Below are 14,953 nucleotides of genomic sequence, written 5' to 3' on the forward strand. Positions count from 1 at the left end.
CGTCATATATCTCCAAAGTCAAATTCATTCAAATCCTCAATCATCTTCGCTTCGGCCTCCTTCAGCTCACCCGTCAGAATCTCAGCAGCCTGCTCGGTGTTCACACCCCACAACTCCCCTAGAAGTTCGGCAATCATCGTCTTTTCTCTTCGTTCAAAGGTGCTGAAAGCACGCCGTAAAAATACTAATGCACGTACAAATTCTTCATCATCTAATGAATTAATATACTCATTCAATTGTTCCCACAGACTTAATCGAGACAACAGTACATATCGATTACGCATAGACATCCCTTCGAACCAGCCTGCTCCAAGTTCTGCGGGTATACCTGGCGACAGGCGCCTCGATACTTCTTCTGAACATTGCTGTGCAGTCATCGCATTACGCTCCAATAAAATGGAACACGCCACTCCAGATAAACGCGGATTGCAGTCATCCCTCTCTGACAAGTGTTTCAGCTCTTGTATCCACAACAGCTCATCTAATTCCTCACTATGCGCAATAGCTGCCTGATTCAGTATGTTCATAGCTTTAAGCATCTCACCTGAAGCCTCATCGTTACATTGGCTCGCATCCAGCAAGAACAGACAGGCTCGTCTGAACAGTTGTTCAAGCAAAGGAATGAGCGGCTTGGTATCGATCCGTCGAACATCGCCATATTGAATCAGAAGAGATAACTCATGAATGGAAGCAGCAATCTGCACCACATCTCGAGTATCAACAGCTAGACGCTGAAGCGTCTGCCGTCCCGCTTCCATCTGGTGTATCATTCCACACTCATAAGCCGTTCGAATAAGTGCTGACGCTTCCGCAATGGTACTGCTGCCATCTAATTTTTGTTGCAATACATAAGCTGAAGCAATCTCAATTGTTTCCCCAAGTAGCGTAGATTCAACGACCTGGATCTCAACTTCAGGAGACCACTTCATTACCCAATGCTCTGCCCACGTTGCGCCAGTCTGACCACTTGCTCTTATGTTCACTAGATCGATCCCAAGTAATCTGAGCCTATGAAAAAGAAAGGAACGATTTAAGTCTAAATAAGCTGCTTCCTCAGAAGACACTCTTCGGTTCTCTCGGAGATCTAGTTCAAGATCATTTGCCACTGGGGTTTTATATTTCTCAAGCTTCAAGCGCTTTAATTGCCGATTCAGATCATCTTGAATCGGCGTCTGACTAATCCCCTCTGCCAACTCACCAATAGCAGTACCGATATCTGTACGAGCAAGCGCTTCTGCGATCACACTTAGCTCTCCACGCCCCAGTAAAGTCAGCGCAGCATCTCTTAGATCTCTTAACGTCGGAGCACTTCCACCGTGAAGGGCAGCTAATGATTCAGCTAAGCGAACGGCTTCGATAATTTCCGCTGTGGAACGGTGTGTCCCTGTATTACGCAAGTATCTGGCTACGGTAGACAGATAATGATTCGGCAAGTCTTCAAGTGAGCCATTCATCATACGTTCCCACATCATTTGATAATAATGAGGAGCGAGGTTACCTGCTCCGTAGCCAGACAAAGAAGATAACTTATAGTACGTGTAGGGCATAAGTGTTAGTTTCGAATTTAGAGAAGGAAGAGCATCTATTTCCTCATCTGACATACCAGATGCCAGATCAGCAAGCGCCGCTGCATGGTATGCTCCACATACAACAACGATCTTATTTGGTTGATGGCCAGCAGCGATTGTATCCTGAACCTGACGACGCATATAAGCTTCACGTATAGTATTGTGTGCATATTCTATTACGTTGTTATGTCTCTCATTTTCTTCAGAAATCTGACGCATTTGGGATGAGAAGGAAATAATTGCTTCCTGATATGCACCCTTGTTATTGTTGTGTTCGAAATTGCGCTCCCAATACATATCATAATCAAGCTCACCAGCCAGCTCAGCTACTCTATCATATAGAGATACTTCTTCAGGAGCCTTCTCACCTGTATTATTAACTTCAGATTCATCGCTCTGTTCAACAGAATCTCTACTTTTGGTTCGTATATCCTGTAACGCGATGACCACTGATGAAGGTAAATCTATAAAAGCTGTATAAGCCCCTTGCTGCTCCGCCCATCTCATCGCTTGATATTCGGGGGAATATAGCGCAAGCGGCCAAAGGGCTGTACGCACAGGAACTTCCTCCGTAAAAGCTAGAATGGCAATAGGAGGTTTGGTTGTCATGTTGATGACATGGCGAATCACAGGTGTGGCATCCGATGGACCCTCAATTAACACAGCTGTGGGCTCTATTTCATGAAGGAAGCTCAATAGATGCTGCGCACCACCAGGAGACAAATGCCGCACCCCAAAAATATGCACGCCTGCTCCAGTAGTTTCGCTCTCCACTAGTTCATCTCCTTACAAGCCGTATATAACCCCCGCCAATCTGCGCCACGTTTCTTCATAATATTGTCGAGATACTCTCTCCAGACAAGTTGATCCTTATCATCATCTTTCACAATGGCACCTTGCAGCCCTGCGGCCAGATCTTCGTCCGTCAGTTCTCCATTACCAAAGCTTGCGGCCAGCGCCATACTATTCGTTAAGAGCGAGATCGCTTCAGCTGTGGAAATCACACCTCCTGGAGACTTCACTTTCTCCTTCTTATCCAATGTCATCCCGCTACGTAACTCACGGAAGATGGTCACGACCTTATGTAAAGCTTCGTCTGCAGGGAGCGCCGCTTGCAAATCGTAGGAAGAGGCAATTTCACGAACCCGTTTCTTCACAATCTCAACTTCAGTATACAAATCTGCAGGGGCTGGAAGGACGATAATATTAAACCGTCTCTTCAAGGCAGTTGACATGTCATTTACACCACGGTCTCTCGTATTAGCTGTTGCAATGATCGAGAAGCCTTTGCGCGCACTCATCTCCTTACCTAGCTCAGGAACGGATATCGTCTTCTCCGATAAGATGGATATCAACGCATCCTGTACCTCAGATGCACAACGAGATATCTCCTCAAAACGTGCAATGCCCCCATCCTCCATCGCTCGCATAATGGGGCTTTTCACTAGCGCTTCCGCCGTAGGGCCTTGTGCAAGCAGCATTGCGTAGTTCCACGAATAGCGCACCTGCTCTTCACTCGTACCCGCAGTACCTTGTACGACAAGTCCTGATTGTCCATATATAGCAGCTGATAAATTCTCAGATAACCATGACTTTGCTGTACCCGGCTCACCGATTAATAGCAGTGCACGATCAGTTACCAGTGTGGCTATCGCCATCTCTATTAATCGTTTATTACCAATGTACTTAGGTGTAATCTCGGTACTCCCTGCTTTACCACCAACGATAAACTTCAGTACTGATTGGGGCGACATCTGCCATCCTGCTGGAACCTTACCAGTGTCCGCTTTACGAAGCGCTTCCAACTCATGCTCATACAGTCTTTCTGCTGGAAGCCTCATAATATCTTGTAATAGTTCTTGACTCATCGTTAGCTACACCTCTTCTTTTGGGTTTGATGGTCCTTGCATGAGACGAATGACATACTCAAGTTGTTCTTCTGCAACCTCACTAAATCGAGGTAGAACAGTTATTATTCGACTCGCAAAACTCGCTGGAAGCTGACATAGCTGTTCAAATGTATACGGTTCAATTAATCGACATTCTGTATTTCTATCATCTTCCAAAGCCACTAGGAGAGCTTCTTGCAAACGTTGTTTATTTATCCCTGTACGTGCTAAGCCCATCAAGAGAATATTGGAAAACCGATGGCGGAATTCAGGATTATCGGTCAATTTACGAAGCAAATACTGCATTGCTTCGGCATGTCCCGGCCTTGCAAAGGCACTTACCAGTTCGTATTGATCCAGCTCTATAAAAGCATCAAGCCACCGTGAATCCCATTGAACAGCCAGTACCTCGGGCGGCTGCATTTCGACCTTATACATATATTGAATCTGGTCTACAGGTGAATTCCAAACTGCATCATAAGTCCCATGATATCGTTGAACTACAACTTCAGATATGGTGCGTAGCAGTTGCTGCGCCATTGAAGAAGCATGGCTAGTTGAAGATGGCGCATAATGCTTTAGAACTTCAACATATTGTTCATACACACGCTCTGGTGACAAGTAGAGATACGCATCTTTAAAAACATCATTCACATATCTTCTATTGTTTCTATAGTAGACAAGATCACGCTCAAGTGTTTGCTGTAATATACGTCTCGCTTCGATAGAATCTATCTGTCTAAAATAGGAGTTTGCTTCCTCGATCAATGAATTCCACTTTAGCTGATTCATATATAATGGATACTGCTCGAGAACATTAAAATATAGTTTCTCTAGTTCAGGACTGCGTTTGTAAGATAAAACCCGAAGATACTGGACTACCTTATTCCATAATCCGTCTTTTTTCTTCGTATCGCCCATAATCTCTGAGACAGTTTGAAGCATATCTGATAACTCTACAACAAGTCGTTTTGTGAGCTCTTGGGCTTGACATTGTCTCAATGCAGGAACTACAAGTTCACTATCTTTTCCCGTAAACGCCTCATGCAGCCGATTCACCACATTTACCGAGTCGCTCTTAGCCAGCGCATTATAGGCAGCTTCGCGAATCTTTTTCTTCTTATCTGTACTCCAAGCCAGTAATTCGATTTCATATTGTCCCTGACCTGCGAGCAGAGAAATAGCCATGGCTCGAACATCTTCTGATCCTGAATCTGCAGCTTGATAGATCAGATCCTGAACGCTATCACCACCTAATACTGCGATCACGTACAGCTTTCTCGTCTCTACTATTCCTCCAGCAGGATCAAATTGATCGATAAGGATCGGAATAATCTGAGGCCCATAAGCTGGCAGGATCTGCTTCATCACAAGCTCGGCGATCTCAACATATGGATCTTGGAGGGCTGCTAACGCGGGATGAATCATTCGAAGATCTTGAAACAATCCTGTCTCAAAAGCTTCCTTGATAATCTCATATCGTCCTCCCCCACGAGTCTTTAATGCCGTCTGTACCGCTGACAGCTTACGATATGAGAACTGAGTAGGCAATCTCACCGGATGGACTTCCACCTCAAGCAGTTCACCATCAGGCGAAGTCGCCCCCTGTGTATATAGCACCGAGCTAAGCAGCACGCTGAGCTCCTGTAGGTTCTGAGCAGAGGAAGATCCCTCGGAATGATCTGGTTCAATGACCGCAACGATTCCCTCTCCTAACCTTTTGAATATGGGCGCACGTTCACCTAACTGTTGAAACTGTGGCAATAGCCGCTTTAAGCGGAAATCCTCAGCAGCGAGCTCACTTCCAGCTATATACAGCCGGTTTACTTCTTGATGAAGCTCTTGTAGTAAAGCTGTACTCATGGATATTCCTCCCAAAGTTTATGTGAATCTTATGTTTTCTTAATTTTTTTAATATAAGAGACGGATCATCTCCATCCCTTTGATAAGGGTTAACGGTTGTGCTTTCAATCGTCCTGTATCGAGTTGATGTTCAAACATAAGCAGCATCGTAGTATCCGATAATTCTTCGAGTGTAAAGTATTGTAACAGTGCAAGTGTATCCTGCTCGAGTGCTACTATTTGGTCTAACACCAAATGCTGGCCCGATTCGTCCATAATGACGAACTGATCTTGCTGAGATTTGCTAATCTTATTCACATGCAGCAGCAACACAGGATTCTTGTCCGCTAGCGGATTCTTCAACTGATTTTTTATCTGCTTGAAGCTGTCGGAATAAGAATGAACTGCCTTAGAAGCGATCCACTCTACATCCTGATTAGTCAGAGGCCGTGTTGACATATTCTCGAAACGAACTCTCCGGTTCCAGTCACCAGGATAACGATAGAAGGAAGGAATAAGTGCAACATCAGTGAAGCTATCTTCTTCATGAATATATTTAGCTGCTTTATAAGGACGATATTGGAGCGTACGATGTATATCACCTGTAGATTTTTCTATCCAGTAGCCGAGGTCTACATATTCCTGTCTAGCTTCATCATCATAGCTGAGGAATGAAAGCTGGATCAGCTCTACATCCGAGCTCATCAGACCGCATTCCTTAAGCTCCGTTAGCTGCCAAGCATGACCAAGCCATTCTTCAATCGTAGATTCATGATTCAAAGACATATCCGGATCTTCCAGCTTCATTGTTAGATGAGCGCGCCCTTTCTTAATGAACGCATGAATTCGGGTTAGCTGCTCTATTGCTAATGAATAAGTTTTCTCACGATTGTCAGAAGAAGAGAGCAATAAAGCTAATCGTCTTAATTCAATTTGTGCACCAGTTAAATAATAATTGCCCATCATCTTCACGTGCATCTGAATATCCTTTACACCTTTGGCGTCTATTGTTCCAAGTCCTGCACGTATAAGCGATTGGGTCAATTTCTCCAGTACAGCCAAGCCCTCCAGTTGAGCTCCAATCTTTTTCTTAAGTGCGGACTTGTTCACTTTCTTGGGCTTAACATTAGCCCCTTCCGCAGCAAGCTCAGATTTTCGTTCTTCACGCTTACTCATCTTCTCTCGTTTAACAGCAAGATCTTCAGGTATCGTTGCAGATACGAAAGTCTCCTTGCCTACATAGGCATATAGCAATCCGAGGACATGCTTGCAAGGAATCTGCCTACTTGGACAAGTACAACGCATCACCGGTTTGTCAGAAACAACAAAATCAGCAGAAGGATAATAGTTGCTGCTACCGCTACCACCACATTCACCAAACAGAACCACGCCGTCTTCCGACTGATTCAAATGTACGAATCGTCTCTTCTTAACTAGTCCTTGCCCGTTCTTAATTGCTGCACTGTTCGGTGCTAGAGTATCTATGAAGACTTCTGTGATATCTATCAACCCATATCCTCCTTACCTATTACGCTTTTTAATATCTATGATAATATTAGCCCTTAATGAAAAATATTCTAAAAACAGAGCTGTCCATAACCCGCTGTTCTTTCCCTTTAGTATAGAGTTTTTGTCGATTCAGCCGTGAATGGAATGATCTCGTCTATTGCTCCACTTTGAACTTTGGCAGGCCAAGCCGGATCGCTAATTAATGCTCTGCCAACAGCAACCAAATCAAATTCCTCACGGTCCATTCTTTCTAGTAATTCATTAATGTTATCTTCTGTCTTCTGAGCTGAGTCTTCTGCAAAAAAATCACTGTGAAGACCGATAGAACCCACCGTAATTGATGGTTTCCCCGTGATTTTCTTGGTCCACCCTGCGAGATTAAGCTCAGATCCCTCAAATTCAGGTTGGCTGAAGCGACGAGTGGAGCAGTGGAAAATATCAACGCCAGCATCGCTAAGTGGAGTAAGGAATCTTTCGAGCTCATCTGCATTTTTTGCCAGCTTCTCATCATAGGCACCCAATTTCCATTGAGAGAAGCGTAGCACGATCGGAAAATCTGGCCCAACCGCTTTACGGCACGCTTCAATAACCTCTACTGCAAATGTAGTTCTACCAACCAAATCGCCACCGTAACGATCGGTACGTTTGTTCGTTCCTTCCCAGAAGAACTGGTCTATCAGATAACCATGTGCACCATGAATCTCGATACCATCAAAACCCACTTTTTTCGCGTTCGCTGCTGCTTGAGCAAATGCTGAGACTAAGCTTTCAACTTCAGCTGTAGTAAGTGGCTCTGTCACAGGTTCTCCTGCTAAATTCAGACCAGAAGGGCCAATAGGAAGGGCTTCAACATTTGGACCTTCCCCTATAGTTCGCGCCATTCCCACATGCCATAATTGGGGTATGATCTTACCTCCAGCTGCGTGAACTTCTTCTACTACCTGCTTCCAGCCCTCTAAAGCTGCTTCTTCATGTATATTGGGAATATTGGCGTGGCTGACTGCCGAAGGATGATTAATAGCTGTACCCTCGGTAACGATCAATCCTACTCCACCTTCTGCCCGTCTACGGTAATATGCGGCAACATTACTTCCTGGTACACCATCCGGTGAGTATACACGAGTCATCGGCGCCATGACGATTCGGTTTGACAGCGAAAGATTTCCCACTTGAATAGGTGAAAATAATAGCTCTGTGTTCATACATATTACCTCCAATTGATTATTTGATTACTTTAAGTAAGGCTAATTATCTCCCCAGAAGATGGAAAATGCAAATTTTTAAGATCTTTATGTAGGGAAAATCATAGAAAACCGGACCCCGCAAAATCTGCGAACGCCCGGTTTTCATCCCATTACGAACTTCCTAAACCTTAAGAATACCAGCCTTTGGAGTTACTCCGAACGCCTTAGCTAAATCCCACAGTTGCTGATCTGTGATCTTTTGCTTAATTTCTCTTCCACCAATTAGGTTGTAGATCGTAGCAGCCTTTTCTACAGTCTCTACTAGACCAAAGGTGGCATCCATAGTGGAGCCAGTGCCGAAAATCCCGTGCTGCGGCCAGATCACTAGGCGGTGATCCTTCATTTTCTTCGCGGTTTCGCGGCCAATTTCGCTGCTGCCAGGAACAATCCATGGAATGACACTAACACCATCTGGGAAAACAACAAGGCACTCTGTGCACATTTCCCAAAGCGTCTTCGTAAACTTCAATTCATCCAGATCATGCGTGAAGGTCATCGCGATAACATTCGTAGCATGTGTATGCAGTACGATACGGTGCGTAGGGTCCACCTTCAGTCGCTCAATATGGCTCATGAAATGGGAAGCCAATTCACTAGTAGGTACAGCACCGTTCCGTAATCCCCATAACACTTCTACGCTTTCACCATTGGCACTAACACGAAGCACACCGAGATTGGCTTCCGGGTCTTTGATCACATTTCTAAAATACTTGCCAGAACCTGTCACGATGAAGTATTTGCCGGCTAATTCTTTTACAGGGAAGGTAAGTTTAATGGTGCGTAGTGGCTCTAGAACGTTAATATATTTAGCAACCTCATTCTCATCCAGCAGATAGCTGACATTACCGCCATTCAGCTCATCCCAGCCAAGCTCCCACATATGACGGGTAATCTCTGACATTTCCTGAATAAATGGAGCCTCACTACTGGCAATATACCCTTTGGATTCTAATACAGATGTACTCATTGTCAATCTCTCCTTTGTATATGTTGCTCTCCACATCCACTCTAACACTCTATCTTGCAGACAGAACTTCCTGCTCATAACGCTTTACTTCAGCCAGCCATTGCTCCCTAACGGGTGTATCTTGTGATGCACAATAGTAATCCCACACGGCTCCAAACGGATACGATTTGAATTCTTCCACCAACGCTAGTCGTGAAGTGTAATCACCTATCCGCTCGATTTGCTTCAATTTTTCCACCGGTTCGAGCATTGCGCGAAGTAACGCCTTAATGGTATTGCGTGTACCAATCACCCAAGCAGCGATATGATTAATACTGCCATCAAAGAAATCAAGTCCGATATTCGTACGGGAGAGTAAATCTCCTCGCACCAACTCACGAGCGATTTCTAGCAACTCGTCATCCATAGTTACAACGTGGTCACTGTCCCAACGGACGGGTCTGCTTACATGCAGCAGCAGCTGCTCACTAAACATAAGAATCGAAGATAGCTTATTTGAGATCATCTCAGTAGGATGGAAATGTCCGGCATCCAAACAGATAGCTTTGCCGCGAGTTAAACCATAGCCCATATAGAACTCATGTGAACCAACCACATAACTCTCAGAACCGATTCCGAACAATTTACTTTCTACAGCATCAATATTATAGAGAGGATCTATTTCCACACTAAAAATCTCATCCAGTGACTCTTTTAACCGCACTCTTGGAGCTAAACGATCGACTGGTGTATCCTTATATCCGTCTGGTACCCAAAAATTAGTCACGCAAGGTTGACCCAGTTCTTTACCAAAATGCTCGGCAATCGTCCGAGAAGCCTTACAATGCTTAATCCAGAAGTTACGAATCTCATCGTCCGAGTGACTTAGCGTAAAACCGTCTGCAGCTTTAGGATGTGAGAAACAAGTAGGGTTAAAATCAAGTCCCAGCCCCCGCTCCTTCGCCCAGTCTACCCAAGATTGGAAATGGCGTGGCTCCAATTCATCTAAATCAACTTTTTCATCTGTATCTGCATAGATCGCATGTAAATTTACTTTGTGCTTGCCTGGAATGAGGGATAATGCCTTTTCTAAATCTTGGCGCAATTGATCTGGCGTGCCAGCTCGACCGGGATAACTTCCTGTTACTGCTATTCCCCCGCTTAGTTCTTTATCTTTAAAAAGAAACCCTTGTACATCATCGCCCTGCCAGCAATGGATGGAAATCTTAATTTGCGCGAGCCGCTCCAGCACTTTCTCCACATCAATCCCATGGGCTGCGTATAATTTTTTGGCTTCATTATAGCTAGTGATAATACTCTGATTCATGCTGTAGTTCCTCCTAAAATCATATAGCATAAGTTTAATTAGATTTGATGTTGTATTTTGGACAACTGAAGCTCTTTCCAGCGATTTAGAATGTCTTCAAGATGAGCGGTCGGGCGCGGTGTATACGACTTTATCTCAAATGATTCAGCGATAATATCTCTTGCTTCATTAATATCAGTTATGCTTCCCGTGCTAATCATCTGCACCACTATATTACCAAGTGCTGTGGATTCCGTTGGGCCAGCCTTAACTTCTCTGCCTATAACATCAGCAGTCAGTTGGCATAACAGACTGTTGTTAGCACCTCCACCCACAATCTGCAGAACCTCGATTCGGCTTTCTATTAGTTCTTCTAGTTCTTCCAAGTAAGTACGGTACGATAATGCCAAGCTGTCAAAAATACAGCGAGCCAACTGACCTGGCGTCTCAGGAACAGGCTGCCCGCTCTCTGCGCAGGCATTACGAATCTCTTCTATCATATTTGAAGGATTGAGAAATCTTGGATCATTACAGGAGATCAGGCTCCGGAAGCCTTCTTCTCCATGTGCAAGCTCTGCTAGTTCCGCAAAGCTACAACGATCGTCCATTAGCCTGCGAACCTCTTGGATGAGCCAAAGGCCCATAACATTTTTGAGGAATCTATAGGTTCCGTATGCGCCCCATTCATTGGTGTAATTGGCCTTCATGGCCATCATAGAATTGAGTGGCTGAGTTCGTTCAACACCGAGCAATGACCATGTTCCACTGCTGATATACGCGGAGTCTCTTTGAAGAGGAGCACCAAGCACTGCAGAAGCTGTATCATGTGTGGCTACACAGATCAGTTGGCAATCCGGAAGATCATATTCCTGAATTAGTGCTTCATCGAGGGGGCCAATAATTACTCCAGGTTCAGTCAATGTAGCGAATTGATCTCTTTTAATATTCAGAAAATCCAACAGGTCATCGTCGAAATCTCGACTCTCTAGATTCAATAGCTGAGTTGAAGATGCGTTAGTAACCTCATTGATCTTGCGACCCGTTAATCTGTAATACAGATAATCAGGCACGAGTAAGATTTGATCCGCTTGGGCTATTTCTTCTTCACTGTGAACATAAAGCTGATACAACGTATTAAATGACAACTGTTGAATACCAGTCTTTTCATATATAGTTAGAGGAGAAATATGCTTAGCTACCTCATCCATAGCCTTATCAGTTCTACGATCACGATAAGCGTAAACCTCTTGAATACGGGTTCCCTCTGCATCCACAAGAACATAATCTACAGCCCATGTATCTATACCCAGCGTACACGCTGTAATGCCTTGCCCCTTGGCTTTCTGAAGCCCTATAATAATCTGCTCGAATAAATAATCTATGTCCCAGAAACAAGAATCCTCTTGTTCTATAAAACGATTGCTAAACCGATGAAGCTCCTCTAAGGTGAGGACGCCCTCTTGCAGTATTCCGCGTACTAACCGCCCACTAGAGGCACCAATATCAACGGCGATATGATTATTCATAAAGAATCTCCTAAAGTAAGGGATGAGTTATAGTATTTTTTTGAATAGTGCAATGACTTCTTCCTTCGTAGGAATAAAAGGATTACCCGGTGCACAAGCGTCCTTCATGGAGTTCTCTGCTAAAAGATCAAGATCGACCTCATCTACTCCAAGCTCGGATAGTTTAGATGGAATGCCTACTTCTTTAGACAACGCCTTGATCGACTCAATTACGAAGTCCGCGCATTCCTTATCAGTTTGACTCTCAACGTTTAACCCTATCGCTTTAGCAATAGCCCTGAATTTCTCAGGCACATATTTGGCATTCTGTTCTTCCACATATGGGAGTAGCATTGCGTTACATACGCCATGTGGCAGATCATATACACCGCCAAGCTGATGCGCCATCGCGTGCACATAACCAAGCCCTGCATTATTGAAAGCAAGTCCGCCTAGGAAAATCGCATACACCATTTGCTCACGAGCCTCAATATCATGGCCATTCTTCACAGTACGGGCCAAGTTAGCGAAAATAATCTCCACTGCGGCTAGTGCCGTAGCGTCAGTTACCGGATAAGCCCCTGGCGTTACCAGTGCCTCAATTGCATGTGTCAAAGCGTCCATTCCTGTTGCTGCCGTAAGTGCAGCGGGTTTATCAACCATAAGCTCTGGATCGTTAACTGAGATCGTAGCAATACTGTTCTTATCCACCATTACCATCTTCACTTTGCGTTCTTCGTCTGTGATTACATAATTAATAGTGACTTCAGCTGATGTCCCTGCGGTGGTATTCACAGCAACGATCGGCAGCGATTTATGTTTCGACTTGTGTACGCCCTCATATTCTTTGATGTGACCGCCATTTGTGGCAAGGATACCAATGGCTTTGGCAGTATCCTGTGGCGACCCACCGCCGATGGAAATCAGAGAATCACAATTCTGCGCTTTGAGATAATCTACGCCATCATGGACATTTTTACAGGTCGGATTGGGCTTCACTTCATCATAAATGGCATATTCAATCCCCGCTTCGTCCAATACCGCCAGCAATTTACCGGCAATGCCGCTCTTCATAAGAAATTTGTCTGTAACTACAAGTGCCTTCTTCAAATTAAGTTCTTGAATGTAAGGACCAATCTCCTGTAAGCATCCCTTGCCCATAATATTGATCGATGGAACATAATACACATGCGTGCTCATTGCTTGACCAGCCTCCTAATGAGTTCAATAATCGTTGTATTCCGTCTGCTGCGCCTCAGGCTGGCCTCTGAATAGCAGCTGGGCCGGCCTTGCATCACACTAACTCGATTAATCTCTAAGGGAATTATTTCCTTCTTCATCGTATGCTCCTAAATCTTTGTTGTCAACATTTTAAATATTAATTATGTTGTTTTTGTTTGTTTTATATCTGTTTTGTGAATATTATTGGAAAGTACAGAGATTTTTAAGTTGTTTTTATTGCAAAACACAGATATTAAGCGCTATGATTGTAAAATATAGCTTTGGAAAGGTGATTCCTATGCTTGCAGCCGAAAGACGCAAAAAAATAATAGATCTCGTCCATCAAGATAAACGCGTTCTAGTCTCCGATCTAAGTAAAATGTTTGAGGTCACTGAAGAAACGATACGCAGAGATTTGGAGAAGCTAGAGAAGGATGGCATCCTTAGTCGTACCTATGGAGGTGCTATGCTGAATCGCCATACGAATGAGGATCTGCCTTTTGTTACACGTAATGCCTTGAATACAGATATAAAACGGGGAATCGCCTTGAAGGCGCTCGATTTAATCAATGATGGAGATACATTAATGGTAGATCCAAGCTCTACAGCCTTTGAGTTTCTAAAATTGCTGGGAAACAAAAACAATCTAACCATCATCACAAATTCTATTAATATTTTGCATGAGTTCTCGAATTCAGGGATGGATATCATCTCTACTGGCGGTTCACTTCGTTACCGATCGTTGTCGCTAGTGGGACCGGTAGCCCATGACACCATTCAAAGATACAATGTGGATACAGCGGTAATCAGTTGCAAAGGAATGGATATGGAACGAGGCATCACAGATTCCAACGAACCGGAGTGTGAGCTCAAGAAGTACATGCTACGACAAGCCAATAAGGTCATACTCCTGGCGGATCACACCAAATTCGATAAAACTGCTTTTACAAAGTTGGTTGAGCTTGGCCATATTGATTTCTTGATCACTGACCGTAAGCCTTCTGAAGCTTGGCTAAAACGTCTGAACGAGGACAATATTGAGGTTCTCTATTGACAGAGGTAATAACATACTGAGCCTAATTTTAAAAATGCCGTTCCCCAGTGAGCTATGGGTGACGGCATTTGTTGTATTTTTCATCCTTATCTCTCCGTAGAAACCCGAGAAATTGATTTTACATCTATGGAAGAATGAATATAATCTGATTGCTTTACTTGTGTAGAAGCCTTCTTCCTGCAAATATAAACAAGCGCTGGCGGGAAATTTAACAGCACCCATTTAACACTCACAATATCAAAATACTGCATTAATTCCTTCTTCATTTGAGGAAAATATTCAAAAGTGATGAACCAGCCGCCCTCTTTTAAAGAAGATATGATTTGCTCAATGTAAAGCATCCGATCTGAGGCTGAGAAATTCCTAAAAGACAAACTGCTCACAATGCAATCTAACTTCTCCAACCTTCTATTATGAAGCGCAAGCCGTAGCCGCAGGCAATCGTTAAAAAAAATACGGTCAGGGAATTTAAGTCTTAGTTGATGACGAAAATCAGGATCCTTCTCAAACAGGAGCACATTCATCCCGGTCTCTTCCCCGCTTGGAATAAATCTTGTGATGGCTCCAGTACCTGCACCCAGCTCAGCTATATTATGCATTTGTTGCCACGGAATGATGTCGAGCATCGTTTTTGCCAGCCAGCGCGAACTGGGAGTAACGCTTCCTAATTGTCGGGGCGCATGCAGAAATTTATACAGAAAATGAAGTCTTTCTCGAATTCCGCTTTGCATGTCAACTCCCCCTTATCGTAATTTCCCCATCTAACTCTAAAATATGTTAAAAAGGTTAAAGTCGTACTCGATCTATTCTCTCCATTTATTAATTTTTGCAAAACAAAAGCCCAAATCTCACCGCAGAATGAATTGCGA

General features: G+C 43.9%; 11 protein-coding genes. 1 reads left to right on the forward strand and 10 read right to left on the reverse strand.

Annotated elements, in window-relative coordinates:
- Positions 1-2 precede the first annotated feature (2 nt).
- From NST34_RS18365 to NST34_RS18405, 9 genes are all read right to left on the reverse strand, one after another.
- Positions 3-2,342, reverse strand: coding sequence for a DUF5682 family protein (locus tag NST34_RS18365; protein ID WP_341128498.1), 2,340 nt, complete (start codon positions 2,340-2,342; stop codon positions 3-5).
- Positions 2,342-3,436: an ATP-binding protein gene (locus tag NST34_RS18370; protein ID WP_341061034.1), complete on the reverse strand. Its 1,095-nt coding sequence runs from the start codon at positions 3,434-3,436 to the stop codon at positions 2,342-2,344. Before NST34_RS18370 ends, NST34_RS18365 begins: the two co-directional genes overlap by 1 nt.
- 6 nt (positions 3,437-3,442) lie before the next feature.
- Positions 3,443-5,320: a HEAT repeat domain-containing protein gene (locus NST34_RS18375; RefSeq protein ID WP_341061035.1), complete on the reverse strand. Its 1,878-nt coding sequence runs from the start codon at positions 5,318-5,320 to the stop codon at positions 3,443-3,445.
- A gap of 48 nt (positions 5,321-5,368) precedes the next feature.
- Complete coding sequence (locus tag NST34_RS18380; RefSeq protein WP_341061036.1) at positions 5,369-6,808, reverse strand: SWIM zinc finger family protein; 1,440 nt, start codon at positions 6,806-6,808, stop codon at positions 5,369-5,371.
- Between the two features lie 107 nt (positions 6,809-6,915).
- A complete protein-coding gene (locus NST34_RS18385; protein WP_042188971.1) occupies positions 6,916-8,010 on the reverse strand; it encodes an NADH:flavin oxidoreductase in 1,095 nt (364 codons plus the stop codon).
- A 163-nt stretch (positions 8,011-8,173) separates the two neighbouring features.
- Entirely contained in the window at positions 8,174-9,019 is an 846-nt protein-coding gene (rhaD, locus tag NST34_RS18390; protein ID WP_341061037.1) for a rhamnulose-1-phosphate aldolase, read from the reverse strand.
- 49 nt (positions 9,020-9,068) lie between these two features.
- Positions 9,069-10,325 (reverse strand): L-rhamnose isomerase, encoded by a 1,257-nt coding sequence (rhaA, locus tag NST34_RS18395; protein WP_076298821.1) that lies wholly within the window; start codon positions 10,323-10,325, stop codon positions 9,069-9,071.
- A gap of 38 nt (positions 10,326-10,363) precedes the next feature.
- Positions 10,364-11,830, reverse strand: coding sequence for a rhamnulokinase (gene rhaB, locus NST34_RS18400; RefSeq protein WP_341128499.1), 1,467 nt, complete (start codon positions 11,828-11,830; stop codon positions 10,364-10,366).
- 27 nt (positions 11,831-11,857) lie between these two features.
- Positions 11,858-13,009 carry an iron-containing alcohol dehydrogenase gene (locus NST34_RS18405; protein WP_076298819.1) on the reverse strand — a complete coding sequence of 384 codons (1,152 nt, stop codon included), beginning with the start codon at positions 13,007-13,009 and terminating at the stop codon, positions 11,858-11,860.
- Between the two features lie 319 nt (positions 13,010-13,328).
- Between NST34_RS18405 and NST34_RS18410 the strand changes: the two genes are divergently transcribed.
- Positions 13,329-14,084 carry a DeoR/GlpR family DNA-binding transcription regulator gene (locus tag NST34_RS18410; RefSeq protein WP_042194054.1) on the forward strand — a complete coding sequence of 252 codons (756 nt, stop codon included), beginning with the start codon at positions 13,329-13,331 and terminating at the stop codon, positions 14,082-14,084.
- An 86-nt stretch (positions 14,085-14,170) separates the two neighbouring features.
- Here NST34_RS18410 and NST34_RS18415 read toward each other — a convergent pair whose 3' ends face one another.
- Positions 14,171-14,815, reverse strand: a complete 645-nt coding sequence (locus NST34_RS18415; protein WP_076298818.1) for a class I SAM-dependent methyltransferase — start codon at positions 14,813-14,815, stop codon at positions 14,171-14,173.
- Between the last annotated feature and the right edge of the window lie 138 nt (positions 14,816-14,953).

Origin of the sequence: Paenibacillus sp. FSL H7-0714, from assembly GCF_038003765.1 — a bacterium.
Lineage (GTDB): Bacteria > Bacillota > Bacilli > Paenibacillales > Paenibacillaceae > Paenibacillus_AQ.

Bases quoted from the DNA above. Each gene is read 5' to 3' on its own strand.
- NST34_RS18375 (WP_341061035.1), bottom strand. From the start codon at position 5,320: ATGAGTACAGCTTTACTACAAGAGCTTCATCAAGAAGTAAACCGGCTG.
- rhaA (WP_076298821.1), bottom strand. From the start codon at position 10,325: ATGAATCAGAGTATTATCACTAGCTATAATGAAGCCAAAAAATTATAC.
- NST34_RS18410 (WP_042194054.1), top strand. From the start codon at position 13,329: ATGCTTGCAGCCGAAAGACGCAAAAAAATAATAGATCTCGTCCATCAA.
- rhaD (WP_341061037.1), bottom strand. From the start codon at position 9,019: ATGAGTACATCTGTATTAGAATCCAAAGGGTATATTGCCAGTAGTGAG.
- NST34_RS18405 (WP_076298819.1), bottom strand. From the start codon at position 13,009: ATGAGCACGCATGTGTATTATGTTCCATCGATCAATATTATGGGCAAG.
- NST34_RS18370 (WP_341061034.1), bottom strand. From the start codon at position 3,436: ATGAGTCAAGAACTATTACAAGATATTATGAGGCTTCCAGCAGAAAGA.
- NST34_RS18385 (WP_042188971.1), bottom strand. From the start codon at position 8,010: ATGAACACAGAGCTATTATTTTCACCTATTCAAGTGGGAAATCTTTCG.
- NST34_RS18415 (WP_076298818.1), bottom strand. From the start codon at position 14,815: ATGCAAAGCGGAATTCGAGAAAGACTTCATTTTCTGTATAAATTTCTG.
- rhaB (WP_341128499.1), bottom strand. From the start codon at position 11,830: ATGAATAATCATATCGCCGTTGATATTGGTGCCTCTAGTGGGCGGTTA.